Origin of the sequence: Bradyrhizobium sp. BTAi1, assembly GCF_000015165.1 — a bacterium.
GTDB lineage: Bacteria > Pseudomonadota > Alphaproteobacteria > Rhizobiales > Xanthobacteraceae > Bradyrhizobium > Bradyrhizobium denitrificans.
In genome coordinates, this window is the sequence record NC_009485.1 from 1,812,989 (window position 1) to 1,839,782 (window position 26,794).

The 26,794-nt window shown below is 65.9% G+C and carries 24 protein-coding genes and 1 riboswitch; of the genes, 12 read left to right on the forward strand and 12 right to left on the reverse strand.

Going from position 1 to position 26,794, the window contains the following annotated elements:
- The first annotated feature begins 185 nt into the window (after positions 1 to 185).
- The 3 genes from hisS to BBTA_RS08095 all read left to right on the forward strand — a co-directional run bounded on the left by hisS (position 186) and on the right by BBTA_RS08095 (position 2,653).
- Positions 186 to 1,724 carry a histidine--tRNA ligase gene (gene hisS, locus BBTA_RS08085; protein WP_371260206.1) on the forward strand — a complete coding sequence of 513 codons (1,539 nt, stop codon included), beginning with the start codon at positions 186 to 188 and terminating at the stop codon, positions 1,722 to 1,724.
- A 48-nt stretch (positions 1,725 to 1,772) separates the two neighbouring features.
- The gene (locus BBTA_RS08090; RefSeq protein WP_256374695.1) at positions 1,773 to 2,036 is read left to right on the forward strand and encodes a tautomerase family protein; all 264 of its coding nucleotides are present in this window, start codon (positions 1,773 to 1,775) and stop codon (positions 2,034 to 2,036) included.
- 221 nt (positions 2,037 to 2,257) lie between these two features.
- On the forward strand, positions 2,258 to 2,653 hold the full coding sequence (locus BBTA_RS08095) for a thioesterase family protein (RefSeq protein WP_012041981.1): 396 nt from the start codon (positions 2,258 to 2,260) through the stop codon (positions 2,651 to 2,653).
- 152 nt (positions 2,654 to 2,805) lie between these two features.
- Here the strand turns inward: BBTA_RS08095 and proC are convergent, their stop codons facing one another.
- Together proC and BBTA_RS08105 are read right to left on the reverse strand one after the other, a co-directional pair.
- Complete coding sequence (gene proC / locus BBTA_RS08100) at positions 2,806 to 3,627, reverse strand: pyrroline-5-carboxylate reductase (protein WP_012041982.1); 822 nt, start codon at positions 3,625 to 3,627, stop codon at positions 2,806 to 2,808.
- 183 nt (positions 3,628 to 3,810) lie between these two features.
- A complete protein-coding gene (locus BBTA_RS08105) occupies positions 3,811 to 4,311 on the reverse strand; it encodes a YbjN domain-containing protein (protein ID WP_012041983.1) in 501 nt (166 codons plus the stop codon).
- Positions 4,312 to 4,703: 392 nt separating this feature from the next.
- Positions 4,704 to 4,899: riboswitch (FMN riboswitch) on the forward strand.
- 76 nt (positions 4,900 to 4,975) lie between these two features.
- Here BBTA_RS08105 and BBTA_RS08110 point away from each other — a divergent pair.
- The 8 genes from BBTA_RS08110 to BBTA_RS08145 all read left to right on the forward strand — a co-directional run bounded on the left by BBTA_RS08110 (position 4,976) and on the right by BBTA_RS08145 (position 14,513).
- Positions 4,976 to 5,587, forward strand: coding sequence for a 6,7-dimethyl-8-ribityllumazine synthase (locus BBTA_RS08110; RefSeq protein ID WP_012041984.1), 612 nt, complete (start codon positions 4,976 to 4,978; stop codon positions 5,585 to 5,587).
- A 171-nt stretch (positions 5,588 to 5,758) separates the two neighbouring features.
- Positions 5,759 to 6,991, forward strand: coding sequence for an MHYT domain-containing protein (locus BBTA_RS08115; protein ID WP_012041985.1), 1,233 nt, complete (start codon positions 5,759 to 5,761; stop codon positions 6,989 to 6,991).
- A 361-nt stretch (positions 6,992 to 7,352) separates the two neighbouring features.
- The gene (locus BBTA_RS08120) at positions 7,353 to 8,216 is read left to right on the forward strand and encodes a xanthine dehydrogenase family protein subunit M (protein WP_012041986.1); all 864 of its coding nucleotides are present in this window, start codon (positions 7,353 to 7,355) and stop codon (positions 8,214 to 8,216) included.
- A gap of 192 nt (positions 8,217 to 8,408) precedes the next feature.
- Complete coding sequence (locus tag BBTA_RS08125; protein WP_012041987.1) at positions 8,409 to 8,909, forward strand: (2Fe-2S)-binding protein; 501 nt, start codon at positions 8,409 to 8,411, stop codon at positions 8,907 to 8,909.
- Positions 8,906 to 11,326, forward strand: a complete 2,421-nt coding sequence (locus BBTA_RS08130) for an aerobic carbon-monoxide dehydrogenase large subunit (protein ID WP_012041988.1) — start codon at positions 8,906 to 8,908, stop codon at positions 11,324 to 11,326. Before BBTA_RS08125 ends, BBTA_RS08130 begins: the two co-directional genes overlap by 4 nt.
- 272 nt (positions 11,327 to 11,598) lie before the next feature.
- A complete protein-coding gene (locus tag BBTA_RS08135; RefSeq protein WP_041750470.1) occupies positions 11,599 to 12,468 on the forward strand; it encodes a MoxR family ATPase in 870 nt (289 codons plus the stop codon).
- The gene (locus BBTA_RS08140) at positions 12,465 to 13,670 is read left to right on the forward strand and encodes a VWA domain-containing protein (protein ID WP_041750471.1); all 1,206 of its coding nucleotides are present in this window, start codon (positions 12,465 to 12,467) and stop codon (positions 13,668 to 13,670) included. Before BBTA_RS08135 ends, BBTA_RS08140 begins: the two co-directional genes overlap by 4 nt.
- A gap of 27 nt (positions 13,671 to 13,697) precedes the next feature.
- Positions 13,698 to 14,513, forward strand: a complete 816-nt coding sequence (locus BBTA_RS08145) for an XdhC family protein (protein ID WP_012041991.1) — start codon at positions 13,698 to 13,700, stop codon at positions 14,511 to 14,513.
- Between the two features lie 7 nt (positions 14,514 to 14,520).
- Here the strand turns inward: BBTA_RS08145 and BBTA_RS08150 are convergent, their stop codons facing one another.
- From BBTA_RS08150 to BBTA_RS08170, 5 genes are all read right to left on the reverse strand, one after another.
- Positions 14,521 to 15,615 carry an HWE histidine kinase domain-containing protein gene (locus BBTA_RS08150; RefSeq protein WP_012041992.1) on the reverse strand — a complete coding sequence of 365 codons (1,095 nt, stop codon included), beginning with the start codon at positions 15,613 to 15,615 and terminating at the stop codon, positions 14,521 to 14,523.
- A gap of 319 nt (positions 15,616 to 15,934) precedes the next feature.
- Complete coding sequence (locus BBTA_RS08155; protein ID WP_012041993.1) at positions 15,935 to 16,759, reverse strand: carbohydrate ABC transporter permease; 825 nt, start codon at positions 16,757 to 16,759, stop codon at positions 15,935 to 15,937.
- Positions 16,756 to 17,694: a carbohydrate ABC transporter permease gene (locus tag BBTA_RS08160; RefSeq protein WP_012041994.1), complete on the reverse strand. Its 939-nt coding sequence runs from the start codon at positions 17,692 to 17,694 to the stop codon at positions 16,756 to 16,758. The genes BBTA_RS08155 and BBTA_RS08160 overlap by 4 nt, the downstream gene beginning before the upstream one ends.
- Entirely contained in the window at positions 17,691 to 19,010 is a 1,320-nt protein-coding gene (locus BBTA_RS08165; RefSeq protein ID WP_012041995.1) for a sugar ABC transporter substrate-binding protein, read from the reverse strand. The genes BBTA_RS08160 and BBTA_RS08165 overlap by 4 nt, the downstream gene beginning before the upstream one ends.
- Positions 19,011 to 19,159: 149 nt before the next feature.
- Positions 19,160 to 20,392 carry a benzoate/H(+) symporter BenE family transporter gene (locus BBTA_RS08170; protein ID WP_012041996.1) on the reverse strand — a complete coding sequence of 411 codons (1,233 nt, stop codon included), beginning with the start codon at positions 20,390 to 20,392 and terminating at the stop codon, positions 19,160 to 19,162.
- Positions 20,393 to 20,577: 185 nt separating this feature from the next.
- Between BBTA_RS08170 and BBTA_RS08175 the strand changes: the two genes are divergently transcribed.
- Positions 20,578 to 21,042 carry a hypothetical protein gene (locus BBTA_RS08175; RefSeq protein WP_012041997.1) on the forward strand — a complete coding sequence of 155 codons (465 nt, stop codon included), beginning with the start codon at positions 20,578 to 20,580 and terminating at the stop codon, positions 21,040 to 21,042.
- Between the two features lie 961 nt (positions 21,043 to 22,003).
- On the opposite strand, the gene BBTA_RS08190 is transcribed toward BBTA_RS08175, so the two are convergent.
- The 5 genes from BBTA_RS08190 to lgt form a co-directional block, all read right to left on the reverse strand.
- The gene (locus BBTA_RS08190) at positions 22,004 to 22,957 is read right to left on the reverse strand and encodes a ribose-phosphate pyrophosphokinase (protein WP_012041999.1); all 954 of its coding nucleotides are present in this window, start codon (positions 22,955 to 22,957) and stop codon (positions 22,004 to 22,006) included.
- A 164-nt stretch (positions 22,958 to 23,121) separates the two neighbouring features.
- On the reverse strand, positions 23,122 to 23,682 hold the full coding sequence (locus BBTA_RS08195; RefSeq protein WP_371260187.1) for a hypothetical protein: 561 nt from the start codon (positions 23,680 to 23,682) through the stop codon (positions 23,122 to 23,124).
- A gap of 201 nt (positions 23,683 to 23,883) precedes the next feature.
- Positions 23,884 to 24,630, reverse strand: a complete 747-nt coding sequence (pgeF, locus tag BBTA_RS08200; RefSeq protein ID WP_041751328.1) for a peptidoglycan editing factor PgeF — start codon at positions 24,628 to 24,630, stop codon at positions 23,884 to 23,886.
- Between the two features lie 20 nt (positions 24,631 to 24,650).
- A complete protein-coding gene (locus BBTA_RS08205) occupies positions 24,651 to 25,778 on the reverse strand; it encodes a class I SAM-dependent methyltransferase (protein ID WP_012042002.1) in 1,128 nt (375 codons plus the stop codon).
- The gene (lgt, locus tag BBTA_RS08210; RefSeq protein WP_012042003.1) at positions 25,775 to 26,632 is read right to left on the reverse strand and encodes a prolipoprotein diacylglyceryl transferase; all 858 of its coding nucleotides are present in this window, start codon (positions 26,630 to 26,632) and stop codon (positions 25,775 to 25,777) included. Before lgt ends, BBTA_RS08205 begins: the two co-directional genes overlap by 4 nt.
- Positions 26,633 to 26,794 lie beyond the last annotated feature (162 nt).

Below are 26,794 nucleotides of genomic sequence, written 5' to 3' on the forward strand. Positions count from 1 at the left end.
GGCCGCGCAGCGGACCCTGCCCACCGCTGCGATGTCATCCAGCCATTGGTGGGCCCGCTGCGTCTGGCTCACCCTACGTGTCGAGTCCCATGTCCGACAAACCGAAGAAACAACAGAAGCTGAAGGCGCGGCTGCCGCGCGGGCTCGAGGATCGCGGCCCCGCGGCGATCGCCGCCACGCGCGAGATGGTCGAGAAGATCCGCGCCGTCTATGAACGCTACGGCTTCGAGCCGGTGGAGACGCCGGCGTTCGAATATACCGATGCGCTCGGCAAGTTCCTGCCCGACCAGGACCGCCCCAACGAGGGCGTGTTCTCGTTCCAGGACGATGACGAGCAATGGATCTCGCTGCGCTACGACCTCACCGCGCCGCTGGCGCGCTATGTCGGCGAGCGCTACGGCACCGACGGCCTGGTGCTGCCCTATCGCAGCTACCGCTCCGGCTACGTGTTCCGCAACGAGAAGCCGGGCCCCGGCCGCTTCCGCCAGTTCATGCAGTTCGACGCCGACACGGTCGGCTCCGCATCGCCGGCCGCGGACGCCGAGATGTGCATGATGGCGGCGGATACGATGGAGGCGCTCGGCATTGCGCGCGGCCAGTATGTAGTGAAGGTGAACAATCGCAAGGTACTCGATGGAATTTTAGAGAGCATCGGCCTAGGTGGGGATGAAAATGCCGGTCGTAGACTGACAGTTTTGCGGGCGATTGATAAGCTCGATAAGTTCCCAGCAAGCGAGATAGAGAAGCTGCTTGGGTCTGGGCGATGGGACGGTGGTGAGGAAGGGAAAGGCGACTTCACCAAAGGCGCCGGTCTGGATAAAGAGCAGATCGACAAGGTTCTAGTATTTGCTCTGCTGCAAGAGGGTAACTTCACTGAGTTGGAAGATGTTACCAACGTGCCACCCGGAACTCGTCAAGAGCGTGGTTCGGTAATGACTTTTTCAACGGTCGACGGAAGTAAGTCCTACTTTGTCGAGAGCAATAAAGGAGTCATCGATGGGTTGATGACTCATTTCGGTTCGAACGAGACCTCTCGGGCCGGTATTGAAGAACTTAAGCAAATATCGGACTTGGCCGAATCTGCAGGCTACGATCGAAATAGAGTTCGCATCGATCCCTCCGTCGTCCGCGGTCTCGAATACTACACGGGTCCTGTCTACGAAGTTGAGCTGCTGCTCGAGACCAAGGACGAGAAGGGCCGGCCCGTGCGGTTCGGCTCGGTCGGCGGCGGCGGGCGCTATGATGGCCTCGTCTCGCGCTTCCGCGGCGAGCCGGTGCCGGCGACCGGATTTTCGATCGGCGTCTCGCGATTGCAAGCCGCGCTGACGCTTCTCGGCAAGCTGGATACGAAGCCGGCCTTCGGGCCTGTGGTCGTGACCGTGTTCGACCGCGAACGCGTCGCGGACTACCAGAAGATGGTCTCGATCCTGCGCAATCACGGCATCCGCGCCGAGCTCTATCTCGGCAATCCGAAGAACATGGGCAATCAGCTCAAATATGCCGACCGCCGCAACGCGCCCTGCGTCATCATCCAGGGCAGTGACGAGAAGGCGCGCGGCGAAGTGCAGATCAAGGACCTGATCGAGGGCGCGAAAGCCGCGGCCGCGATCGCCTCCAACCAGGAATGGCGCGAGAGCCGCCCCGCGCAGTTCTCGGCCAAGGAGGACGAGCTCGTCGCCGCCGTCCGCGAGGTGCTCGCGCGCCACGACGTGAGCTGGGGATAGGGGATTCGTCATGCGCGGGCTTGACCCGCGCATCCATCTCTTCAGAGGATGGATTGCCGGGTCAAGCCCGGCAATGACGCGGCTGAGATAACTGACAGGGAGAAACGAATGCCCGAGATCACCGTGAACATGGCTGCCGGCCGCACCGACGAGCAGAAGGCCAACATGATGCGCGACATCACCCAGGCGCTGGTGACGCATCTCGGCGTCGATCCGGAGGCCGTGGTGATCCAGATCAACGAGGCGCCGCTGACGCACAAGATGAAGGGCGGCAAGACCTTCGTCGAGCGCGCGGCTGAGCAGAAGAAGTAGTTGGCCGTCATCCCGGCGAGGCCATAACATCTGTCTCGACAAAATTCGCTGTCGTCCCTGCGAACGCAGGGACCCATACCCCCAGTGAATGGTTTGAGGCGCGCTGGTCATCGGCCTTTCGCCCGTCACGACCGCCGCGGCGTAGGGGGCCCGGATCGGCGCCGAGCCGCGCTGTCGCGCGTCACGGCTTGTCCGGGACGACAACGGAGTTCGGAGCGATCATGGACGCACGTGAGATCATCAAGCCGGGCATGCGCGCCGAGCGGTTGCTCGTGGTGCCGCCGGAGCGCACGGTCGGGCACTTTGTTCCGCATATGCCGATGGTCTATGCGACGCCGATGATGATCCTGGAAATGGAGATGACCTCGGGCGACGCCATCAATCCGGTGCTGCCGCCGGGCTGGGTCACGGTCGGCACCGAGGTCAATGTCCGCCACCTCGCAGCGTCACCGGTCGGCGCCACCATCCGCACGGTCGCCGAGGTGATCGAGGTCGAGCGCCGCGTCATCCGCTTCAGCGTCGAGGCCTATCACGGCGAGACCAAGATCGGCGACGGCCGTCACGGCCGCGGGCTGATCAATGTCGAGCAGTTCAAGAAGCGGTTCGCCGTGCCGTAGTGCGCTTGGTGCGGCAGATGCCGCGATCTTGCGTCAAACAAGCTCGTCATGCGCGGGCTTGACCCGCGCATCCATCTTCTCACCAGAAACATTTTTGCTAAGAAGATGGATTGCCGGGCCAAGCCCGGCAATGACGGCGGAGGGCGCGGGGACTACGTCGCCAGTTCCTTCGACCGCGCCGTCGCGGCGGCCACTGCGCGCTCCAGCAGCGGCTGGAATCCATCTGGCCCCATCAGCACCGACAGCGCGGCCGCGGTGGTGCCGCCGGGCGAAGTGACGTTCTGGCGCAGCGTCGCGGACGACAGCTCCGAGCGATGCAGCAGCTCGCCGGCGCCGGACACCGTGTCGCGCGCGAGCCTGGTGGCGAGCGCCTCGGGCAGGCCGGCGGCGATGCCGGCGCGGGCGAGTTCCTCGGCGAGCAGGAACACGTAGGCCGGACCCGAGCCGGAGACGGCCGTCACCGCATCCATCAGCGCCTCGTCATCGACCCATTCGACCGCGCCGGTGGCGCGCAGCAGCGCATCGGTCAGCGCGCGCTGGGCGGCGCTGACATCGCTGGCGGGAACAGCGACGGTGATGCCGCGACCGATCGCGGCGGGCGTGTTCGGCATGGCGCGGACCACGGCGCCGCCCACGACGTTCTGCAGGCTGGCGATGGTCGTGCCCGCCATGATCGACAGCACCAGCGTGGTGTCGGCGACCCATGGCTTCAGCGCCGGCCCGGCCTCGCGGAACATCTGCGGCTTGACGGCCACGATCACAACCTCGGCCGGGGTGGGCGCAGCCGGATTGAGGCGAATGCCCCTGGCCGCGAGCGCGGTGATCTCCGCCGACGGCATCGGCTCGATCACCACCACGCGCGCCGGATCGAGGCCGCCGGCCAGCCAGCCGGTCAGCATCGCCCCGCCCATCTTGCCGGCGCCGGCGAGGACGATGGGGCCTGTGGTGTGTTGCAGTTCGGAAACGGACGTCATCGAGCCACTACCCGTCATGGCCGGGCTTGACCCGGCCATCCATCAATATCGAGAAGCGGCTTTTAGAGCATGATCCGGAAAAGTGGAAACCGGTTTTCTGAAAAGATCATGCTCAAACAAAGCGGAAAGATCATGATGTGAGATGGATGCGCGGGCAAGCCCGCGCTGGGCGAGAGGGCCGCCTTACGCCTCGCCTTCGGTGTCGAACAGCGCTGCTGCCATGGCGTCCTGCGTCGACTTGCCAGCCCAGACGACGAACTGGAACGCCGGGAAATAGCGCTCGCAGGCGTGGATGGCGCCGGCCAGCATGCTCTCGCATTGCGGCCCGGAGGCGGTGATGCCGCCCGGCAGCACCAGTGCCTGACGGTGCATCACCATGCCGGTGTGGGTCCAGATGTCGAAATGCCCGAGCCACAGTTGCTCGTTGATCGCGGCGATCAGCCGCTGCACCTCGGCACGGCGCGCTTCGGGAATCTTCATGTCGAAGGCGCAGGCCAGATGCAGCGCCTCGATCTCGGCCATCCAGGTGAAGGAGAGCTGATAGTCGGTCCACTGCCCCTTGGAGGCGATCGTGATCTCGTCCTCGCCGGAGCGCTCGAACATCCAATTGTTGTCGGACGCGATGTTCTCCACCACGCTCAAAGGATGATCTCCGGAATCGATAGTGCTCTCGAGCAGGGACATGCCGTCTCGACCTCTGTCTTCTTGATCTCGTTGGTACATACGCGGCGACCCGGCCCGCGCCCTGTCGGCGCCTCGAACCCGGCTTGCAGCCCCGGAGGATGCCCGGGCGTGCGCGGACAAAGTGATGTGATTTGCGGAATCCGCGCAACGGGGGGGTGAGTCCGTCCACAGCCAAACACCGCTTCGTCCACAACTCCTGTCCAGCCTGTGGAATCATGGCCGAATGAGAACAAAACGGAATCGGATTCGACGCAGCGTCTGATCAGGGGCCTGATTTGCGGAGGAACGGCCGCTTCTGGCCGCATGGCCGTCCCTCATGGAGCGCGGGCGTGAGCCCTTGTCGACGCCGCAGAGCCCCTGCATAGTTCCTGTGGGCCGTCCATCCGGGCGGCTCATGTTCTCAGGGCGGGGTGAAATTCCCCACCGGCGGTAAGCGCTCTCGGTCGAGCGCGCGAGCCCGCGAGCGCCTTCTGCAAAAGGCGTAATCCGGGGAATCCTGTTCCCCGGATCGCGCCAAGAACAGAAGGGTCAGCAGATTCGGTGCGATTCCGAAGCCGACGGTCACAGTCCGGATGAAAGAGAACGGGTCCCGGCTCTCCGCGCAATTCCGCGCGGGGCGTCGTCGTTCCGTGTGCCCTGATTCTGGTCTCTGACGAGGACAACCATGAATCAGATCCTACAAGACGCGCCTACCGATACCCCTCACGCCGACACCTCACCCACTGCGACGATCAGCGCAGACAGCGCGCCGGCTGAGCCGAGCCCGCCCGACGACGCGCCGCCGGCGCCATCGCATCCGCGCTTCACCAAGCCGCAACGCGTCGCCTTCGTGCAGTCGGCCTGGCATCGCGACGTCGTCGCCGAATGCCGCCATGCCTTTCTCGACGAGATCGCGGCGCGCCACATCGCGCGCGACCGCGTCGATATCTTCGAGGTGCCCGGCTCGTTCGAGATCCCGCTGCATGCGCAGCTTCTGGCCAAGACGCGGCGCTACACCGCGATCGTCGCGGCCGGGCTCGTCGTCGATGGCGGCATCTACCGCCACGAATTCGTCGCCGACACCGTGATCAAGGCGCTGATGGATGTGCAACTGCGCACCGAGGTGCCGGTGTTTTCAGCGGTGCTGACGCCACAGCAATTCCACGAAACGCAGGCGCATTTCGATTTCTTCCGCAAGCATTTCGCCACCAAGGGCATCGAGGTGGCGACGGCCTGCGCGGAGACCCTGCTGAGCCTGGAGCGGCTGCGCAGCCAGGTGGCGGCCGGGATCATCTGAGGCGGCGACGTCGTGTGGCTGGTCGCGGCCAGCCACATGCGCGCCGCTTTCAACACCCCCAGCGACAACGCGTCCCCTTCCGCTCGTCGCCTCATGTTGTCATTCCCCTTGCGGCGCCTGTAAAATCTCCCCGGGAGGAGGCCTGCCCGTGGCGACGGGCGGCCGACAAGGATGATCGAAGGATACGATCCTTATCTCGTCGCGCTCTCGGTCGTGATCGCGAGCCTGGGTGGCTATACCGGCTTTGGTCTCGCTGCGCGCATCCGCAGCGGGCCGGGAGCCAATCCGCGCGTGCTGTTGTCCGGCGCCGCGGGCATTCTGGCCGTGGGCATCTGGACCATGCATTTCGTGGGCATGATGGCGGCCCCGTTGCCGGCCGATGCGGTCTATCTGGTGCTACCGACCATCATCTCCTTCCTGATCTGCGCGCTGGTGGTCGGCATCTCGCTGTTCTTCGTCAGCATCGGCGATCCCGCAGCCAGGCGCGTCGTTCCGTCAGCGCTGCTGCTCGGCGCCGGCATCGCCAGCATGCATTATGTCGGGATGCACGGTCTCGCCGGGCCGTTCGGACTGACGCATGATCCGGCGCTCGTGGCGCTGTCGGTCGGCATCGCGATCATCGCCGCCTATGGCGGCCTGCGCATCTTCCTGGCGCGGCAGGACGGGCTGCGGCTCGCCATCAGTGCGGTCGCGTTCGGAATCGCGGTCTCCGGCATGCACTATACGGCGATGCTGGGCATGCATGTCGTGCCGGAAGGCGCGGGACATCATCACGCCGCGGGGCTTGCTGCATCGCCGCAAGCGCTGGCGATCGTCGTCGCGGTGCTCTGCTTCGTCCTCGCTGCCGGCTTCCTGCTGTCCCTGGTGCCCGACCCGCGCCGCCAGTCGGGGGTGACCGCGGTGCTGCCTGAGGCGGCGCCCCGTCTCGCGCCGGAACCGGCCGCTTCGCCGCCGCCGGCGCAGCCGGCGGCGCCGGCGTCTCCCGATCCCGTCGAGAATCCCCCGTCCGCCCGCCGCATCGCCGCGCCGCTCGGCGGCATCGGCCAGCCGCCGCGCGTCGCCGCAGCCCGGCTGCCGCTGGAAGGCGCCAATGGAACCCATTTCATCGATGCCGGCGATGTCCGCAGCGTGCGCGCTGACGCGCACTATACGAGGGTGCATGACGGCACCCGCGAGCGGATGTGCCCGTGGTCAATCTCCGAGGCCGAGGCGCAGCTCGATCCCGGCCGCTTCCTCCGCGTCCATCGCAGTCACATCATCGCCATCGAGCACGTGATCTTTGTGGGCAAGGAAGGCGAGGGGGCGATCATCGAGCTCGATGGTCCGTCCAAGCCGCGCGTGCCGGTGAGCCGCGCCAAGGTCGCCGAGGTCAAGGCGCGGCTCGGGCTGCGGCGGCCGGCCTGAGCCTGAGACTTAGTTCGCAGCTGCGGCAGCGCGCCGCTCGTCGTCGCAACGCACACATGTCGATCATGTCAGGCGCGCACCGCGCGTCGCCGCGGGCGTGGCGTCGCGCGCCGACTCGCACCGCGTCTCCGCCGAATTGGGTCGCCCTCGCTGACGCAGTTCGTGCGCAGCGACCCGCAATTCGTGCGATTTCACCGCCCTCCGTGCCGGCTTCGTTGCGCAACCGGTCAACCCGGTCGACTCTCTGCAACAACAGCGCGACGCGCCTGTCTTCGTCCTTCGCTCTCGCAGCAAGAACAAGCGCCGGCCGTTTCAGCGCAAGGCCAAGCCGACAAGGCAAGCCAGCACAGGAGGAAACGCCATGATTCCAGGCCCGTTCGACTATCACCGGCCGGCGAGTGTCGGCGACGCAGTCAAGCTGCTCGCCGATCTCGGCGACGAAGCCCGCCCGCTCGCCGGCGGTCACAGCCTGCTGCCGATGATGAAGCTGAGGTTGGCGACCCCGGCGCATCTGATCGACCTGCACGGCATCGCCGGCCTGAAGGGGATCTGCCGCGACGGCGACCGCATCGTGATCGGCGCGATGACCACGCAGGCCGAGCTGCTGGCGTCGGCCGAGATCGGAGAGAGACTGCCGATCCTGCATGAGACCGCGCTCCTGATCGCCGATCCGCAGGTGCGCTACCGCGGCACGCTCGGCGGCAATGTCGCCAATGGCGATCCCGGCAACGACATGCCGGCGCTGATGCTGGCACTGGATGCGAGCTATCGCCTCGAAGGTCCGAACGGCGCCCGCGAGGTCGCGGCGCGTGAGTTCTACCAGGGCGCCTATTTCACGGCGCTCGAGCCCGGCGAGATCCTGACCGGCATCAGCATCCCCGTTCCGCCTGCCGGTCACGGCTACGCCTATGAGAAGCTGAAGCGCAAGGTCGGCGATTACGCGACCGCGGCGGCCGGCGTGGTGCTGACCATGGCCGGCGGCAAGGTGGCGAGCTGCGTCATCACGCTGACCAATTTGCACGAGACGCCGCTGCTGGCCACCGACGCGGCGAACGCCGTGATCGGCACCACGCTCGATGACGCTGCGCTGAAGGCGGCCGCAAGCGCAGCGCGCGCGATCATGCAACCGGCCTCCGATGCGCGCGGACCTGCCGAGTACCGCATCCATGTCGGCGGCATCATGGTGATGCGCGCGCTGCAGCGCGCGGCAAGCCGGGCGAGCTGAAGCTCGCTTCGCCAGGCGGCGAACACTCTCGTCCCCCTCCCCCTTGTGGGGGAGGGCGGGGAGGGGGGAGCCCAAGGCGACACTGCCGCCGTGGACCCCCACCCCCGACCCCTCCCCGCAAGGGGGAGGGGAGCGCACTGACAACGCGGCTCGAGTCGAGCCCAAGCCATGCGATCTTCCAGGGAGCAACCAATGCCCAAAACCCACATCACAATGAAGGTGAACGGCAGCGAGGTCGAAGGCCTCGCCGAGCCGCGCACGTTGCTGGTGCATTTCCTGCGCGAGCAGGCGCAGCTCACCGGTACTCATATCGGCTGCGAGACCAGCCATTGCGGCGCCTGCACGATCGACATCGACGGCATGAGCGTGAAGAGCTGCACCATGCTCGCGGTGCAGGCCAACGGCGCCGAGATCACCACGATCGAGGGCATGGCCAACGCCGACGGCACCCTGTCGCCGCTGCAGGAAGGCTTCCGCATGATGCACGGCCTGCAATGTGGCTTCTGCACCCCCGGCATGATCATCCGCGCGCATCGGCTGCTGAAGGAAAATCCGTCGCCGACGGAAGCCGAGATCCGCGCCGGCATCTCCGGCAACATCTGCCGCTGCACCGGCTACCAGAACATCGTCAAGGCGATCCAATACGCCGCCGCCAAGATCAACGGCGTTGAATTCCAGGAGGCCGCGGAATGAACGACATGACTCCCACGCGGGAACAACGCGAAGCCGCGCTCGAAGGCATGGGCTGCCGGCGCAAGCGCGTCGAGGACATCCGCTTCACGCAAGGCAAGGGCAACTACGTCGACGACGTGAAATTGCCGGGCATGCTGCATGGCGATTTCGTGCGCTCGCCGCATGCGCATGCGCGGGTGAAGGCGATCCACACCGAGGAGGCGCTGAAGGTGCCCGGCGTGCTCGCGGTCATCACCGCCGAGACGTTGAAGACCGTCAACCTCGCCTGGATGCCGACGCTCGCCGGCGACGTGCAGATGGTGCTGGCCGACGGCAAGGTGCTGTTCCAGAACCAGGAGGTCGCCTTCGTCGTTGCCACCGACCGCTATGCCGCCGATGACGGCGTCTCCAAGGTGGTCGTCGAGTACGAGCCGCTGCCGGTGCTGGTCGATCCGTTCAAGGCGATGGACCCGGATGCGCCGGTGCTGCGCGAGGATCTTGCTGGCAAGACCGTCGGCGCACACGGGCCGCGCAAGCACCACAACCACATCTTCGAATGGAGCGTCGGCGACAAGGAGCTGACCGACGCCGCGTTCAAGAAGGCCGAGGTCACCATCAAGGAGATGATCTCCTATCACCGCACCCATCCGTCGCCGCTGGAAACCTGCCAGTGCGTCTGCGCGTTCGACAAGATCAAGGGCGAGCTGACGATCTGGGGCACCTTCCAGGCGCCGCATGTGATCCGCACCGTGGTGTCGCTGATCGCCAAGATCCCCGAGCAGAAGATCCACGTCATCGCGCCGGACATCGGCGGCGGCTTCGGCAACAAGGTCGGCGCCTATCCCGGCTATATCTGCGCCGCGGTGGCCTCGATTGTCACCGGCAAGCCGGTGAAATGGGTCGAGGACCGCATCGAGAACCTGACCGCAACGGCGTTCGCGCGCGACTATCACATGACCACCGAGATCGCGGCGACCAAGGACGGCAAGGTCACCGGCCTGCGCGTCCACGTGCTCGCTGACCATGGCGGCTTCGACGCCTGCGCCGATCCGTCGAAATGGCCGGCCGGCTTCTTCAACATCGTCACCGGCTCCTACGACTTCCCGGTCGCGCATCTCAGCGTCGACGGCGTCTACACCAACAAGGCGCCGGGCGGCGTCGCCTATCGCTGCTCGTTCCGCGTCACCGAGGCGGCTTATTGCATCGAGCGGGCGATGGATATTCTCGCGCAGAAGCTCGGCATGGACCCGGCGGAGCTGCGCCTGAAGAACTTCGTCAAGCCGGAGCAATTCCCCTATCACTCGGCGCTGGGCTGGGAATATGATTCCGGCGACTACCACACCGCCATGCGCAAGATGATGGAAGCGGTGGACTACGCAGGCCTGCGCAAGGAGCAGGCCGAGAAGCGCGCGGCGTTCAAACGCGGCGAGACCCGTGAGATCATGGGGATCGGCGTGTCGTTCTTCACCGAGATCGTCGGCGCCGGTCCGTCCAAGAACTGCGACATCCTGGGGATTGCGATGTTCGATTCCTGCGAAATCCGGCTGCACCCGACCGGGGCCGGCATCGCGCGGATGGGCACCAAGAGCCAGGGCCAGGGCCACGAGACCACCTGGGCGCAGATCATCGCCAGCGAGATCGGCATTCCCGCCGACAACATCATGGTGGAGGAGGGCAACACCGACACCGCGCCCTACGGCCTCGGCACCTACGGCTCGCGCTCGACCCCGGTCGCCGGTGCCGCCATCGCGATGGCGGCGCGCAAGATCAAGGCCAAGGCGCAGATGATCGCGGCCTACAAGCTCGAGGTCCACGAAGACGATCTCGAATGGGACATTGACGGCTTCCGCGTCAAGGGCCTGCCGGAGAAGGTCATGTCGATGAAGGACATTTGCTGGGCGGCCTACAACTCGGTACCGCCGGGCATGGAGCCGGGGCTGGAGGCGGTCAGCTATTACGACCCGCCCAACATGACCTATCCGTTCGGCGCCTATCTCTGCGTCATGGACATCGACGTCGATACCGGCGTGTACAAGGTCCGGCGCTTCTATGCGCTGGATGATTGCGGCACCCGCATCAATCCGATGATCATCGAGGGCCAGATCCATGGCGGTCTCACCGAAGCCTTCGCGATCGCGATGGGCCAGGAGATCCGCTACGATTCCGAGGGCAATGTCGTCACCGGCTCGTTCATGGACTTCTTCATGCCGACCGCCGTGGAGACGCCGCACTGGGAGACTGACTTCACGGTGACGCCCTCGCCGCATCATCCGATCGGCGCCAAGGGCGTCGGCGAAAGCCCCAATGTCGGCGGCGTGCCGGCGTTCTCCAACGCCGTCAACGACGCGTTCGCGTTCCTCGGCGCCACCCACATCCAGATGCCCCACGACTACTGGCGCAACTGGCAGGCGGCGAAGAATCTGGGCGTGGTGGCGTAGGCTGTAGCCAAGATCACCGCCGTCATTGCGAGGAGCGAAGCGACGAAGCAATCCAGAGTCCCGCCGACCACCCTGGATTGCTTCGCTTCGCTCGCAATGACGGAGAGAGAACCGACGCGGTCACCGCATCAATGGTGCACTCCCCTCACCCTTGCGGGGAGGGGTCGGAGGTAGGGTCCCCGGCGGCAGACTCGCTTGGGGCTCCTTGAGCCCTTCCCCACAAGGGGCAGGGAACGTACTGCTTGTGCGGTGAGATCGAGAAACGAACTGGTATGAAAGCCCGCGACGACATCGCCAAATCTCTCGCCGCCTGCGGCTACATCGCCGATGGCGAGCTGGCAACGGCGGTTGCGCTGATGCAGCTTCTGAAGCGGCCGTTGCTGCTCGAAGGCGAGGCTGGTGTCGGCAAGACCGAGGTCGCCAAGGCGCTGGCGTCGGTTCATGCGACCGAGCTGATCCGGCTGCAATGCTATGAAGGCCTCGATCAAAGTTCGGCGCTCTACGAATGGAACTATCAGCGCCAGTTGCTGGCGATCGAGGCGCATCGCGGCCAGCCTGATACGATCGAGGACCAGATCTTCTCGGAGAAATATCTGCTGGAGCGGCCGCTGCTCGCGGCCATCAGGCGCGCCAGGCCGCCGGTGCTGCTGATCGACGAGATCGACCGCGCCGACGACGAGTTCGAGGCCTTCCTGCTGGAGCTGCTGTCCGACTTCCAGGTCTCCATCCCCGAGCTCGGCACCGTCAAGGCGACCAGCATTCCGCACGTCGTGCTGACCTCCAATGGCACCCGCGAGCTGTCGGACGCGTTGCGCCGGCGTTGTCTCTATCATTATGTCGACTATCCGGATGTCGATCGCGAGGCGCGCATCATCCTGGCGCGGATCGGCGGCGCCTCGGCTTCGCTCGCACTGCAGATCGCGCGGCTGGTCGAAGGCTTGCGCAAGGAGGAACTGCGCAAGGTGCCTGGCGTCGCCGAGACGCTCGACTGGGCGGCGGCGCTGGTCGGGCTCGACGTGCGCGATCTCAAGGATCAGCCCGAGCTCGTGCACGACACGCTGATGTGTCTGCTCAAGACGCATGAGGACCGCGCCCGCATCACGCGCGAGATCACGGCGCGGCTGGTGGGGAAGGTCGCATGAGCTGTTGTGGCGCCACGCCTGACCATGAAGACCTCGACGCGGTGGCGCGGCTCCTCGTGGGCCGCCTGGGCGCGTTTGTGAAAACGTTGCGCGACAACGGCTTCGCAGTCGGACTGCAGGAAGGGCAGGACGCCGCGGCGGTGATGGCCGCGGGTTATGCCGGCAAACCTGGCCTGTTGCGCTCGGCGTTCAAACATCTGTTCGCGGCGCGCAAGAGCGAATGGGATCGTTTCGACGGTCTGTTCGATGCGTTCTGGCTCGGCAAGCGCGTGCGCTCGCGCTCGCTGGTGTCGGGCGCCGCGCCGGCCGCGAACAGTCCATCGTTGAAGAGCCTGCAGGACGCCAATGCGGGCCAATCCGGCCCGCAGGGCGCGACGGATCAGATCCCCTCCGACGACCCGCCGCGCGATGCCGGCGGCGAAGGCCGCAGCGAGGGCGCTTCGCGGGTTGAGACGCTGGCCGACACCGATTTCCGCAGGCTCGCCGATCCCCAACAGGTCGCGCTGGCGCATGAGGCGGCCGCGCGGCTTGCCAGGGTGATGCGGACACGGCTGACGCGGCGTGATCAGGTCAGGCGCAAGGGCCAGCGGCTCGACCTGCGCCGGACGATTCACCGGAGCATCAGCCATGGCGGCGTGCCGATTGCGCTGGTGCACCGGCGCCGCAAGTCCAAGCCGCTGCGGCTGGTGGTGCTGCTCGACGCCTCCGGCTCGATGAGCGCCTACACGGCGGTGTTCCTGCGCTTCATCCATGGCGTGCTCGACACGTTTCGCGAGGCCGAGGCGTTCCTGTTTCACACCAGGCTCGCCTACGTGTCCGATGCGATGAAGGAGAGGGACGCGGCGCGCGCGCTCGACCGGTTGTCGATGATGGCGCAGGGGGCGGGCGGCGGCACCAGGATCGGCGAGAGCCTGCAGACCTTCAATCGCTGGCACGCCGCGCGCGTGCTCCATTCGCGCAGCTGCGTGATGATCGTGTCCGACGGCTACGACACCGGCGATCCGGCCCTGCTCGGCCGCGAGATGGCGCAACTGCGCCGCCGCTGCCGCCGCATCGTCTGGCTCAACCCGATGCTCGGCTGGGACGGCTACGCGCCGGAGGCGCGCGGCATCAAGGCCGCGCTGCCTCATGTCGATCTCTACGCCCCGGCGCACACGCTGCGTTCGCTCGCGGCGCTGGAGCCCTATCTGGCGAGGTTGTGAGGCCATGTCGTCGCGAGGAACAGACTCATGATGGGCGCCACCGAACTGCTCGATCTGGCCGCGCAGCTCAAGGCCAGGGAAGAAAGCTTCGTGCTCGCCACCGTCGTGCGCACGGTGTCGGTGACCGCTGCGAAAGCCGGAGCCAAGGCGATCATCCGGTCCGATGGCACGATCGTGGCGGGGTGGATCGGCGGCGGTTGCGCCCGCGGCGCGGTGCTGAAGGCGGCGCGCGAGGCGCTGGCCGACGGCATCCCGCGCATGATCTCGGTGCAACCGGACAATCTGCTGGCCGAGCTCGGCGTCAGGCCCGGCGAGACCCGCGAGGGCGTGCGCTTCGCCGCCAACATGTGTCCAAGCCAGGGGACGATGGACGTCTTCGTCGAGCCGGTGCTGCCGCATCCGTCGCTGGTCATCTTCGGCGCGAGCCCGGTCGCGCTGTCGCTCGCCGCGCAGGCGCGGCCCCTGGGCTATCATGTCACCCTGGCGGCGCCGGCCGCCGACCTCGTCGCGACACCGGAGGTCGATGTGTGCGTCGATGGCTTTGCGCTGGAGCAGCTGGCCGGCGGCGCCCGCTTCATCGTGGTCTCGACGCAAGGCAAGGGCGATGAAGTCGCCCTGCGTGCCGCGCTCAGCTGCGATGCGACCTATCTCGCTTTCGTCGGCAGCCGCCGCAAGATGGACAGCCTGCGCGACAAGCTGATCAAAGACGGCATCGACGCTGCGCTGCTCGACAGGGTGAAAGCGCCGGCGGGGCTCGATCTCGGCGCCATCACGCCGGAGGAGATCGCGATGTCGATCCTCGCCGAGATCACGCTGACGCGCCGGCGCGGTCAGCGCGGCTGAACGAAGCTCACGGCGTCAGCGGCAGATCGAACGTCACCTTGACACCATCGGTGGCGAAGTCGCGCGTCACCTCGCCCTTCAGTGCCGCGCCGAGAATACGTTCGAACAGCAGCGAGCCGAAGCCGTTGCGCGCAGGCGGCGCGACCGGCGGCCCGCCGCTTTCCTGCCAGGATAATTTGAGGCGGCCATCGTCGACCGTCCAGCTCAGCGCCACGTGTCCCCCGTCATTCGACAACGCGCCATATTTCACCGCATTGGTGATCAGCTCGTGCAGGCCCATCGACAGATAGAGCGCAATCCCCGGCGCAAGCTGCACGGCGGGCCCCTCGACTGCGACGCGGTCGCATTGCAGCGGCGCAAGCTCGGCCTGGACCAGCTCGTCGAGGCCCAGCGCCTCGCGACCGCGATCCAGCGCCAGCGCGTGGCTGCGGGTGAGCGCGGCGATGCGGCCGCGCAGCACCTCGCCGAACTCGGTCAGCGCGGTGTCGGCGCGGATGCTGAGCGCGATGACGCTGTCGACCAGCGCGAGCGTGTTCTTGACCCGGTGATTGAGCTCGTGCACCAGCACGCGCTGATGCTGCTCGATGGTGCGTCTGCGCGCATTCTCGGTGCGCAGCGCGATCTCGTCCATCACGATCTCGCTGAGCTCGGTGAGCTGCGCGATATCCTCCTCGTTCCATGGACGCGGCACGTGGTCGATGGCGCAGAGCGCGCCGATCACCTCGCCGCTCGGCAGCTTCAGCGGCACGCCGAGATAGGCGATCACGCCGAGGCTCGGCACTGCGAGATTGTCCTTCACCAGCGGATGCTCGCTCGCGTCGACCACCACGAGCGGCTGAGCCGTGGTCACGACATGCTGACAGAACGAGTGGCTGAGCGGCGTTTCGCGCAGCGACGCCCACGGCTCGCACAGGCCGACGGAGCTCTTGAAGAACTGCCGGTCGCGGTCGACCAGCGCGATGATCGATGCGGGCGCAGCCAGCAGCCGTGTCGCAAGCCGCGTCACGCGATCGAAACCGGGCTCGGGCGGCGAGTCGAGCAGCTCGGTCTGCAACAGGGCAGCCAATCGGTCTGGCGCGGAGGCGTCGCGATCGGACGTCATGCAACTTTCGTCGGTCTGGCGTTCAGCCGGTGATGGATCTGCACGACGAACCGAACGGGGCGCCAATCCGAGCCGGTCGATCGCGCGGGCACAGTGGTATTCGGCTGGAACGAAGCCGGCACAGAAACTCTTTGAAACCTTTGAAGATGATCTCTCCACGCGTCAAGCACGGGAACGAATCCCGGTTCCATTTAGGTAACCATGGAGCGGAACATGGCTTGACGAAGGCGAACGGCGTGCGCGCCGCAAATTGTCCGCGATCCGTTCTCCATCGAGCGGAATATGCGCGGTCGCGGCCGCAATGATGGCCAATCGTTCGTCAACCGCCCTTGACTGCCCCCGCCGTCAGCCCGGCCACGATCTGACGCTGCGCGAAGACCGTCAGCAGCAGCACCGGCAATGTCACGATCAGGGCCGCTGCGGCGAGCGGGCCCCAGGAGAGTTGGTCGAACGAGATCATGTTGTAGACCGCGACCGGCAAGGTGCGTGTCTCGCGTCCGGCCAGGACGATGCCGAACACGAAATTATTCCAGGAGAAGATCACCGCGAGAATGAAAGCGACGGCCAGACCCGGCTTGGCCACCGGCAATGCGACGTGGCGGAAGACCTGCCAGCGCGTGGCGCCGTCGATCCGCGCGGCCTCCTCGAGCTCGATCGGCGTGGTCTCGAAATAGCCGATCATGATCCAGATCACGATCGGCACGGTGACGACGAGATGGATGATGATCTGCGGCCACAAGGTACCGAGCAGGCCGAGCCATTGGAACAGCAGAAACAGCGGGATCAGGTAGGACAGGCCGGGCGTGATGCGTGCGATCAGGATCACGATCGCTGATTTATGTGCCGCCATGCGGGCGATGCCGTAGCCGGCGGGCACGCCGACCAGCATCGCCAGCGCCGTGGCGCCGCCGGTCACCAGCAGGCTGTTCTTGAAATAGGTGAAGAAGCGGTTGGACGACAGCACATCAGTGTAGTTCTTCCAGGCGAAATGCTCCGGCCAGAACACCGGCGGATAGGCCGCGTTGTCGACCTCGAACTTCACCGACAGCGAGATCATCCAGAGGAAGAACAGGATCGCCGGCGAGACGATGAGGAACACGCCCAGCGCCAGCCCGAGCCGGCCGAGGATGGTGTGCGCGCTCATGTGTCGGTCCCCAGCGCATTCCACTGCGCGCGCCGGCGCAGCACCAGCAGCAATGCGGTCAGCGCTACGATCAGCGCGAAGAACACCACCGCGATCGCCGAAGCATAGCCGAGGTCGTAATAGACGAAGGCGACGCTGTAGAGATAGAGGTTGATGGTCTCCGACGCCGAGCCCGGACCGCCTTGCGTGATCGCAAAGATGATGTCGAAGCTCTTGATCGCGTCGATGGCACGGATCATCGCAGCGATGAACAAGAACGGCATGATCAGCGGCAAGGTGATGTAGCGGAACATCTGCCAGGTCGAGGCGCCGTCGATCTGCGCGCTCTCATAGGGCTCGGTCGGCAAAGAGGCGATGCCGCCGAGCACGATCAGCATGACCAGCGGCGTCCATTGCCAGGTTTCGACCAGCACCAGCGACGGGATCACCGTGCCCGGATGAAACACCCAGAGCTGCGGCGGCAGGCCGACGAGCGACAACAGATAGTTCAATATGCCGAGCTGCGGGTGGAACATCATGGTCCACACCAGGGCGATCGCGACCGGCGTCGCCATCATCGGCATGATGAACAGCGCGCGCAGCAGGCCACGTCCCGGAAAGCGCGCGTGGAAGACCACGGCAGCCAAGGTGCCGAGCACCAGCGGCAGCAGCACCGACAGCGCCGTGTAGGACAGCGTGTGCCCGACCGACTCGACGAAGCGCGGATCGGCCGGCAAGCGCAGATAGTTCGATAGCCCGACGAAGGCCGTGGGCGAACCGACCTTCCATTCCTGGAAGCTCATCCAGATCGTGAACAGCCAGGGAAAGATGATCACCGCGAGCACGGTGACCAGCGCCGGCACCACGAACGGCCAGTAGGACGGCGGCCGCAATGCGCGTTCCGGCGCGGCGGCCTCGCTCGCCGCGCCGGAGACCTGCTCGACGATCGTGCTCACGCTTTCTCGCTGCGCTCCAGGATCGGGCGGAACTGTTCGTGGGCCTTCTTCAATTCGGTCGCGGGATCGGCGCCCGACAGCGTGGCGGTCAGCGCCGCACCGACGAGGTCGCGGAATTCGGCCACCGGAATGATGACGGGCAGGCCGAGCTTGGAGATCTTGCCGGAGTCGATCGCCGATTGCAGCCATTCCTTGGGCATCTTCACGCCGCTTTGGATCTCGGCATCGCCCAGCACCGAGTTGCGGAACGGCACGCCGCCGCCGGCCTGCACCAGCCGCGCGCCCTGCGCCTTGGAGACCATCCATTGGCACAACAGCCAGGCGGCTTCCTTGTTCTTGCACGCCGCGGGAATGCCGACGCCGTCGCCATAGGTCGCCGAATACTGCCCCTTGGGTCCGGCCGGCACCACGGTGTAGCCGACCTTGCCGACGACGCGCGAGGCGTTGGGATCTTCCAGCGGCGGCGCCCAGCCGACGCCGTCGATCCACATCGCCGAGCGCCCTTGCGTGAACGAGGCCATCGACTCCATCCAGTTGAAGCCGGCGACGCCCGGAGGCGCGCAAGTGGTCAGCAGCTTCTGATACAGCTTGGTGGCCTCGATCGCCTCGGGACCATCGGTCTGGATGTTGCCCTTGGCGTCGAGGAATTCGCCGCCATAATTGAGGAAGAAGTTGGTCCACAAGGTCATGTTGGCGTTGCGCAGGCCGCGGCCGACGAAGCCGAAGGTGCCGTCCTTGGGATCGGTGAGCTTCTGCGCCGCCACCACCATCTCGTCGAGCGTCTTCGGCACCTCGACGCCCTTCTTCGCCAGCAGCTCCTTGTTATAGTAGAGGATGAAGTAGTCCACCGACCAAGGCAGCGAGAACATGCGGGCCTTGTCGTTGCTGGCGTAAGTCAGGCCGGCGGCTGAGAAATCGCCCGGCACGAGGTCCGGGGCCGTGAGGTTCGGATCCTTCATGAAGTCGGTGACGTCGGTGAGCCAGCCGGCCTTCTCGAACTGCCGCTTCTGCACGTGATAGCTGAGATGCACGACGTCGAAGCTTGGCTTGCCGGACGACAGTTCGATCACCACCTTCTGGCGCTGCTGCTGCTCGGGGATCTGCTCGGATTCCACCTCGATGCCGGTCAGGGCGGTGAATTCCTTGATGTTCTTCTGCAGATTGTCGCCGCGCGGCCCCTTGGCCAGGATCACCTCGAGCTTGGTGCCGGCATATTTCTTCCACTGCGGTTCTGACCAGGCAGGTTGGCCGGTGAGCGCCCATGCGCCCGCTGCTGCCGTGCCCGCAAGCATGTTCCGGCGCGTGATCGCGGTCATCGTGTCCTCCCCAAATGATTCTTGAGATCATTCTTGTTTGGTCGGGAAGTGTAGCGCGATCCAGCGGCGCTGCAACAGGGCGTTGCGCGATGTGCGCAGATGTCACGAGCGAGCGTGATGCGATGCAGCGAGATCGCAGGCGCTTCGACTCAGGTCTGAGCGTCGGCTGTGAAGTCGGCCCGCTCCAACAGCCAGGAGGTGGCAAAGCCGGCGACCAGCCCCCAGAATGCGGCGCCGATATTCAGCAGCGGCACATCGGCCACCGTAACCAGGAAGGCGATCAGCGCACCGAGCGAGAACCGCGTCTTGAATGCGGTCACGAACGCCGTCTGCAGCACCCGCAGCATGGCCAGTCCGGCCAATGTGGTGATCAAGGATTTTGGCGCGATCAACAGCAGCGTCGTGAAGGTCGGCGCCAGCAAGCCGAAGCCGAGCGCCAGCACGCCGACCAGCATCGCGGCGGTATAATGACGCTTGCGCTCGCCGCCGGCGACGACGATCGCGTTGGTCGGGCCAGTGAGGCAGGTCGAGACGCCGCCGACGATCGCGGCCAGCGCCGAGCCGATGCCGCAGGCCACCGTGACGAGGTTGACCGGCGGCTTGTGGCCGGCGGCGCTCAGCACGGCAAAGCCCTGGCCGTTCTGCACCACCAGCACGGTGACTGCGAGCGGCACCACGAGCTCGATCATGGCCGCGAGCGACCAGGACGGCGTGGGGATCACCGGCGTGATCAGCGCGATCTGCAGCGAGGTGCCCTGATCATATTTGCCGAACATGAAGGCCGCGAGCGTGCCGATCACCAGCGCGCCGATGATCGGCGGACAGCGCCGCCCGAGCGCGGGCAGGGCTGTCAGCACCAGCCAGATGATGACCATCGGCCCGGCGATGGCGAAGTCGGCGAGCACGGCGCGGACCAGATCGAGACCGAAGCGCAGGAACACCCCGGCCACCATGCCCATCACGATCGGCATCGGCACCAGCTGCATCGCGCGCTTGACCCAGCCGGAGAGCCCCAGGATCAGCATCAACAGCGCCGTGCCGTAGAACGCGCCGACGACTTGCGCAAAGCTCAGATGCGTCAGCGACTGGCCGATCAGCACGGTGCCGGGAATGGTCCAGAACAGCACCAACGGCTCGCGATAGCGCCACGACAGCAGGATCGTGAGCAGACCGTTGATGAAGAACACGCCGAAGATCCACGACGCGATCTCGGCCTGCGACAGCCCGCCATTGGCGCCGACCGACAGGATGATGGCGACCGGCCCGGTGATCGCGAACAGCCAGCCGATGAAGCCGTGCGAGGCGTAGAGCGGGCCGAAATCGCTGATGATCTGGCCAAGGCCGGGCGGCGGGCCCGCGGGGCGTTCGATGGCATTGAACATGAGGGGCGGGGCTCGGGCCGTGTTCTTGTTGTTGTCCAGGGCGTCTCGTGGGATGTTGTGAACCAACCGCATGAGCTGTGCAAGGCGGCCGATGATCGCCGCGCAGCTGGCGTTCCGCGCGGTGACGACGGTTTCGATTGACGGAGTTGGACTCGTCGAGGCTATCATCGACCGTGAGTTGGTTCATGAGAAAACGTCTCCGCGCCATCTTTGGAGACTTTGTGCCCGCAGAGACCTTGCAGGCGCTCGAGCGGGGCGACGTGTCCATTCCTCCTCTCCAGCGCACGAGAGTGTGTCATGTGCTGCTTCAGGTTCGCGACGATACGAATGAGACGATCGCGAACGATCGCTCCGACGCCATCGAACTGATGCTGCGCGAGGGCGCCATCGTCGAGAGCGTCCTGTCCTCATTCGTGTCGGCTGTCTTCACGTTGGAGTCGGAGACACCTTTGGATCGGATCGGGGCGACGCTCGATCGGCTCGGCTCGAACGTCCGCGCGGTGTATCGCGTGGGCGACTATCTGCGCGGGGTGATCGCGTCACCCAGTCGCTTCGACTACGGCACCGTCGTTCCCAACATGAGTGCGGCGATGGAGAGATTGCTGCGTTTGGAGTTTGGTTCTGTCGAGCGGCTCGACGGTGATATGTGATCGGTGTCGTTCGAGCCCGTCAGGAAAACTCGAACCGTTCAGATCGGAGGCAGATGCACGCGCGACCTCAGGCGGCCTCGTCAGTCATCAGCCTCTTGGCGGCCACCGCAACGATTGTCGTCGAGGATAATGGCCGCGTCGCCTACGCCTATTGGCTGGACGCCGAGGGAGCGATCCGCGGTGACGTCTGGCTCTACAACCGTTGTCTAGCGTGCCGGTCGCTTGAGGAAGGGCAAGATCATGAGTGAAGGATTCCTGTGCGAGTTTGCCCCACCAGACGGCATCGGCAGCGGAATGCGATGGGCGTAGCGGATCGCAGCGCGGCTGATGTCGCGCCGACGAACGGTTCGTTGCGCACGGTCAAGTCGCGCGGTCCTGGCACCCCGATGCTGGTGTCACGCTTGCGCCGGCGCTGACGCGCCGCGCAGGCAACGGTGGCCAGAAAGCCCGGCGCACCGGGGAGAACGCGAAGCAGCCGTTAAAGCCACCGCGCAGGGAGGGCCGGGTCGTCCGGCTGGACCTGTGGTACCTGCCGCCTGCATTTTTTTGAGCAGGCGGGCCACGGGCCTCAGTCGAGGCCCGGCCTTCCCTGCGCCCTCTAAGTCAAGGGCGATGCTGACTCAGAGCTCGGACGCAAACGCGCTGCGAGATCGCAGAAGCTCATCTGCAAGATGCTGTCGGGGATTGTCGCGATGAAAGAGGCACGGCGTTATCACGAACGGCGAGATGTCCGCGTGTGGCACGATGCCCACCCTCCCCTGGAGGGCAGGGGCGCTAGCGAAGCGGATCGTGAAGCGGGGTGGGGTGATCTCTCCGCAAGCACCGGCATCCGTGGCATCACTCCACCCCGCTCGCCCGCGAGCGACCTTCCCCATCCAGGGGAGGGTGGCCCAGATCGAGGCGATCGCGCGTTAGGAACGAGGTCGGATGAGGCCGGGGGTAATGCTGTTAGTTCAGCAACTCAGTCGAACAGGCTCGACACCGATTCTTCTGCCGCGGTGCGGCCGATGGCCTCGGCGATCAGCGGGGCGATCGGCAAAGCGCGGATGTTCGGGGCGTTGCGCACGGCTTCGGTCGGCATGATGGAATCGGTGATCACGAGCTCCTTCAGGCGCGACGAGGTGATGCGGGTCGCGGCCCCTCCGGAGAGAACGCCATGGGTGATGTAGGCGTAGACATCCTTGGCGCCGTGCTTGAGCAGCGCATCGGCGGCATTCACCAGCGTGCCGCCGGAATCGACGATGTCGTCGATCAGGATGCAGGTGCGGCCCGAGACGTCGCCGATCACGTTCATGACCTCGGATTCGCCGGGCCGTTCGCGGCGCTTGTCGACGATCGCAAGCGGCGTATTGATGCGCTTGGCGAGGCCACGGGCGCGCGCGACGCCGCCGACGTCGGGCGAGACGACCATCACGCTGGAAAGATCGAACCGGTCCTTGATGTCGCGCACCATCAGCGGCGCGGCATAGAGATTGTCGGTCGGGATGTCGAAGAAGCCCTGGATCTGGCCGGCATGCAGGTCGAGCGTCATGACGCGATCGACGCCGGCATGGGTGATGAGGTTGGCGACGAGCTTGGCCGAGATCGGCGTGCGCGAGCCGGATTTGCGATCCTGCCGCGCGTACCCGAAATATGGAACCACCGCGGTGATGCGGCGCGCGGAGGCGCGGCGCAACGCGTCGGTGATGATCAGGAGCTCCATCAGCAGGTCGTTCGCGGGATACGAGGTCGACTGCAGGATGAAGACGTCGGAGCCGCGCACGTTCTCCTGGATCTCGACGAAAATCTCCATGTCGGCGAAGCGCCGGACCACGGCCTTTGTCAGCGGCAGGCCGAGCTCGGCGGCGATGCCGGCGGCGAGAGCCGGGTTGGAGTTGCCGGCGACGAGTTTGATGGAGCCGTTCTTGGCCGACATCGCGAATTCTCCTCGCGGCTCGCTGGAGACCTTGTTCAGCATATCGGGATATCCGTGGAACCGGCACTGTGTGACGGGCGAGGTGATATCAAGGACACTGCGCGCATGGCAACCCGCCGCAGCTGTTTTCCCGGTCAAAAAGCGGCGCAAATTGCGCCGCTAGCCTAATGGTCGGTGTAGCCCAGGGCGGCGACGCTGGTGCCGGCGGTGGAGGGAGGCTCGGTCGTGGCCACCGCAGGGCCGCGGGTGACGGGGGCGGGCTGTGCCGGCGCGGTCTCGGCGGGCGCCGTGCCGTTGAGCATATTGGAGAGCCCGCTGAATCCGGCCTGGGCAATCTTCCGCAACACCATGTCGTCGACGGCGTTCCAGGGGTCTCGGCCGCCGCGTCCGACCGGCTCCTCTCCGGACAGGCGGAGCGCGCGCTGCTGGTTGCGATCATAGACGTCGAACACCCAGGCGATGACGCTCTTGCCGCTGACGACCTGGGCCGAAAGATAGGTGCGGACCCGATAGGCGGCAGGCGCCTCGCGCGACACGATGGCGAGGCTGCGCAGCTTGGACTCGCTGTCGAGCACGTTGACCATGCGGTCGAAGATTTGTGGCGGCGGCCCGTCGATCTGCTCGAAGGCGATGGTCGCGCCGTCGGAGGAGGGCGCCATCGCATAGGCGTTGGCGGGGCCGCTGGTGCCGCTGGTCGCGCAGCCGGCGAGCGTTGCGGCAGACATGATCAAAGCGGCAAGGACGCATGCGTGCTGCGTGGCGCGGCTGATCAGTCGCAATGGTGTCGACGCTCCCCTCATGGATGGGAGCGATATCGTTAAAATCGATTAACGTCTAGGTCGCCACTGCCACAGACCGGGACAGAGTGCAGCCTGTTGTTTAGAAAGGGTTAACCAACCCCCATGCGGCCACAATCACGCCCTGCTTCAGCCCTCGATCATGATCGCGTGGACATGCCGGCCGTAGTCCGGCTCCTTGCGATGCACGGAGCGGCGGTAACTGAAGAAGCGTTCATCCGCATAGGTGTCGAGCCCGAGATCGTCGATCAGCAGCACGCCGGCGCTCTCGAGCCGCATCCGGATGAAGCCGCCGAGATCGAACATCGCGTGACCCTTACGCTGCGAGGGCAGGAAGAAGCGGGCGTGCTCGGCGTCGTCGTCGATGAAACGCGCGACGAATTCGGCGCCGACTTCGTAGCTTTGCTGGCGGATCAGAGGACCGATCGCGGCGATGATCCGGCCGCGCTCGGCGCCGAGTTCCTCCATCGCCTGCAGCGTGGCCTCGAGCACACCGGTCAGCGCGCCCTTCCAGCCGGCATGAGCGGCGCCGACGACGCGCTTCTCCGGGTCGGCGAACAGGATCGGCCCGCAATCGGCCGTGGTCACGCCGATCGCGAGATTGGGCGTCGCGGTCACGAGCGCGTCGGCCTTCGGCCGGACAGGGCCGTCCCAGGGGCCGGTCGCGATGACGACGTCGGGCGAATGGACCTGGTGCAGGCTGAGAAGCTGGTCCGGCGCGACGCCGAGCCGCTCCGCCATCCGGCGGCGATTTTCCCGCACGCTGTCGGGACTGTCATTCGATCCGAGCCCGCCATTCAGGCCGGCATAGATGCCGTCGGAGACACCGCCCTCGCGGGTGAAGAAGGCGTGTCGCACGCCGGGAATCGCGGACATCACATCCGATGACACCAGCATCATGCCCCTCCTGGTTTTCCGCCCGTATGTTCGTCGCTGATTCCAGCCAGAACGGGAATGCTGGCATCGGACAGGCCGAGCACCTTGAACAGCGAGCCCATGCCGCCGCGGCCGCCCTCGATCAGGCGTTTCAATCCGCTTGCGATGTCCCGGGAAATGTCGGGCGAGGCCTTTTGCATCAAGGTCAATGCGCGCGTCTCGATGCCGAGCCGGCGCAGGAACTCGCTTTGCGTGATCGGCCCGTGGACGCGGGCGCCGACGGCGTCCGCCGCGCGCGCCAGCGCCTCGAAATCGACATGCGCGGTGATGTCGGCGAGCCCCGGGGTTTTCAGGGGATCGGCAAAGCTGTGCCGTGCGATGGCCTGGAACGTGTCGCCGACATCGCTGCGGACATGACCATAATCGATGATTACGGCGGCGCCGCGCTGTTCGCGGATGCGCTTGGCGATTGCCATGATCTCGTTGTTCGGGCGCCATTCGAAGATCGCCCCCAGCGGCGCCGCCCGCACCAGCGGCGGCAGCAGCAGCTCGAATCCCGGCGTGGGCTCGGCCGCCGTGCCATAGGCGAAGTTCTCCTCCGCATCGAGCTCGACGACGCGCTCATGCCACCCGGTCTCGCGCTTCAGCATCTGGTGGATCGGCAGCACGTCGAAATATTCGTTGGCGAAGATGACGCTTGGGCCCTCCGGCACGTCGTCGAAGCTCTCATGCCAGGTGATGTTGCGCAGGCCGGTCAGGGTCGCCTTCTGCTTCTCGCGCAGCACCGGGTTGATCTCGACCATGTGCACGGAGATCGTCTGGTACAGCGGCGGCAGGACGCGCAGCGCCCGCAGCGCGTCAGACATCATGGTGCCGCGGCCGGGGCCCAGCTCGATCAGGCGGAACTGCTGGGGCGAGCCGGAAGCTTTCCAGACCGAGGCCGCCCACAAGCCAAGCAACTCGCCGAACATCTGGCTCACTTCGGGGGCGGTGGTGAAGTCGCCCTCGCGACCGAGTGGGTCGCGCGAAATGTAATAGCCGTGTTCCGGATGCATCAGGCACAGCTCCATATAGCGCCAGACCGGCATCGGCCCGGACGCTTTGATCACCCGCTTGATCTCGGAGTGGAGCGGCGACAGTTCGATCACGGATTGGCCTGCAGCGAGGGAGTGGCTTGATGCGGCTCAGGCTTGCGCAGCGCCCGCACCACCAGGATCGCACCGACGATGAGCATCGGCACCGACAGCAGCATGCCCATGGTGAGTCCGCGCCAGAGGAAACCGAGTTGCGGGTCCGGCTCGCGGAACAGCTCGCTGACGATGCGCGCGACCCCGTAGAGGCCGATGAAGCTGCCGAGGATCAGGCCTGGACGCTTCAGTGCGCCGAACCGGATCATCACGGCGAGCACGATGAACAGCACGATGCCCTCGAGTCCTGCTTCATAGAGCTGGCTCGGATGCCGCGGCAGGTGGGCGCGGTCGGTCGGGAAGATCATGGCCCAGGGCAGGCTCGGATCGGCCGCGCGCCCCCACAATTCGCCGTTGATGAAATTGGCAATGCGGCCGAGCAGCAGGCCGATCGGCGCGACCGCGGTGGTCAGGTCACCGAGCGACAGGATCGGCAGGCCATTGCGACGGCTGAACCAGATCACCGCGATCACGCAGCCCACGAAGCCGCCATGGAAGGACATGCCGCCCTTCCAGAGCTCGAAGATCTCCAGCGGGTGATCGATGAAGAACGGCAGATTGTAGAACAGCACATAACCGGTGCGGCCGCCGAGGATGATGCCGAGCGTGACCCAGAGAATGAAGTCGTCCAACTGCGGCAGCGAGACCGGGGCGGGGCCGCCCCACAGCCGGTCTTTCCCGAGCAGCGAGCGGGCATAGAGCCAGCCGATGACGATGCCGCAGATATAAGCGAGCGCATACCAGCGGATGGCGAACGGGCCGATCGCAATCGCGATCGGATCGAACACGGGAAAGTCGATGAGGAGAGGCGTCATTCACTGGCTTTCGTGGGCACGGCGTCCCGCTTCAGGTGCATGCGGGCTTCGAACGGCCCCGCGTGACCATGCGCGGCGCGATGCGGTCGCTGGGCCGCTCATACAGCGCGGCCGGCCAGCACAACAAGTACGATGACAAGGAAACCGCGGCGTGACAAGACG

Excerpts from the sequence above, each read along its gene's own strand:
- hisS (WP_371260206.1), top strand. The coding sequence starts at position 186 with ATGGTCGAGAAGATCCGCGCCGTCTATGAACGCTACGGCTTCGAGCCG.
- BBTA_RS08090 (WP_256374695.1), top strand. The coding sequence starts at position 1,773 with ATGGATTGCCGGGTCAAGCCCGGCAATGACGCGGCTGAGATAACTGAC.
- BBTA_RS08095 (WP_012041981.1), top strand. The coding sequence starts at position 2,258 with ATGGACGCACGTGAGATCATCAAGCCGGGCATGCGCGCCGAGCGGTTG.
- proC (WP_012041982.1), bottom strand. The coding sequence starts at position 3,627 with ATGACGTCCGTTTCCGAACTGCAACACACCACAGGCCCCATCGTCCTC.
- BBTA_RS08105 (WP_012041983.1), bottom strand. The coding sequence starts at position 4,311 with ATGTCCCTGCTCGAGAGCACTATCGATTCCGGAGATCATCCTTTGAGC.
- BBTA_RS08110 (WP_012041984.1), top strand. The coding sequence starts at position 4,976 with ATGAATCAGATCCTACAAGACGCGCCTACCGATACCCCTCACGCCGAC.
- BBTA_RS08115 (WP_012041985.1), top strand. The coding sequence starts at position 5,759 with ATGATCGAAGGATACGATCCTTATCTCGTCGCGCTCTCGGTCGTGATC.
- BBTA_RS08120 (WP_012041986.1), top strand. The coding sequence starts at position 7,353 with ATGATTCCAGGCCCGTTCGACTATCACCGGCCGGCGAGTGTCGGCGAC.
- BBTA_RS08125 (WP_012041987.1), top strand. The coding sequence starts at position 8,409 with ATGCCCAAAACCCACATCACAATGAAGGTGAACGGCAGCGAGGTCGAA.
- BBTA_RS08130 (WP_012041988.1), top strand. The coding sequence starts at position 8,906 with ATGAACGACATGACTCCCACGCGGGAACAACGCGAAGCCGCGCTCGAA.
- BBTA_RS08135 (WP_041750470.1), top strand. The coding sequence starts at position 11,599 with ATGAAAGCCCGCGACGACATCGCCAAATCTCTCGCCGCCTGCGGCTAC.
- BBTA_RS08140 (WP_041750471.1), top strand. The coding sequence starts at position 12,465 with ATGAGCTGTTGTGGCGCCACGCCTGACCATGAAGACCTCGACGCGGTG.
- BBTA_RS08145 (WP_012041991.1), top strand. The coding sequence starts at position 13,698 with ATGATGGGCGCCACCGAACTGCTCGATCTGGCCGCGCAGCTCAAGGCC.
- BBTA_RS08150 (WP_012041992.1), bottom strand. The coding sequence starts at position 15,615 with ATGACGTCCGATCGCGACGCCTCCGCGCCAGACCGATTGGCTGCCCTG.
- BBTA_RS08155 (WP_012041993.1), bottom strand. The coding sequence starts at position 16,759 with ATGAGCGCGCACACCATCCTCGGCCGGCTCGGGCTGGCGCTGGGCGTG.
- BBTA_RS08165 (WP_012041995.1), bottom strand. The coding sequence starts at position 19,010 with ATGACCGCGATCACGCGCCGGAACATGCTTGCGGGCACGGCAGCAGCG.
- BBTA_RS08170 (WP_012041996.1), bottom strand. The coding sequence starts at position 20,392 with ATGTTCAATGCCATCGAACGCCCCGCGGGCCCGCCGCCCGGCCTTGGC.
- BBTA_RS08175 (WP_012041997.1), top strand. The coding sequence starts at position 20,578 with ATGAGAAAACGTCTCCGCGCCATCTTTGGAGACTTTGTGCCCGCAGAG.
- BBTA_RS08190 (WP_012041999.1), bottom strand. The coding sequence starts at position 22,957 with ATGTCGGCCAAGAACGGCTCCATCAAACTCGTCGCCGGCAACTCCAAC.
- BBTA_RS08195 (WP_371260187.1), bottom strand. The coding sequence starts at position 23,682 with ATGTCTGCCGCAACGCTCGCCGGCTGCGCGACCAGCGGCACCAGCGGC.
- pgeF (WP_041751328.1), bottom strand. The coding sequence starts at position 24,630 with ATGTCCGCGATTCCCGGCGTGCGACACGCCTTCTTCACCCGCGAGGGC.
- lgt (WP_012042003.1), bottom strand. The coding sequence starts at position 26,632 with ATGACGCCTCTCCTCATCGACTTTCCCGTGTTCGATCCGATCGCGATT.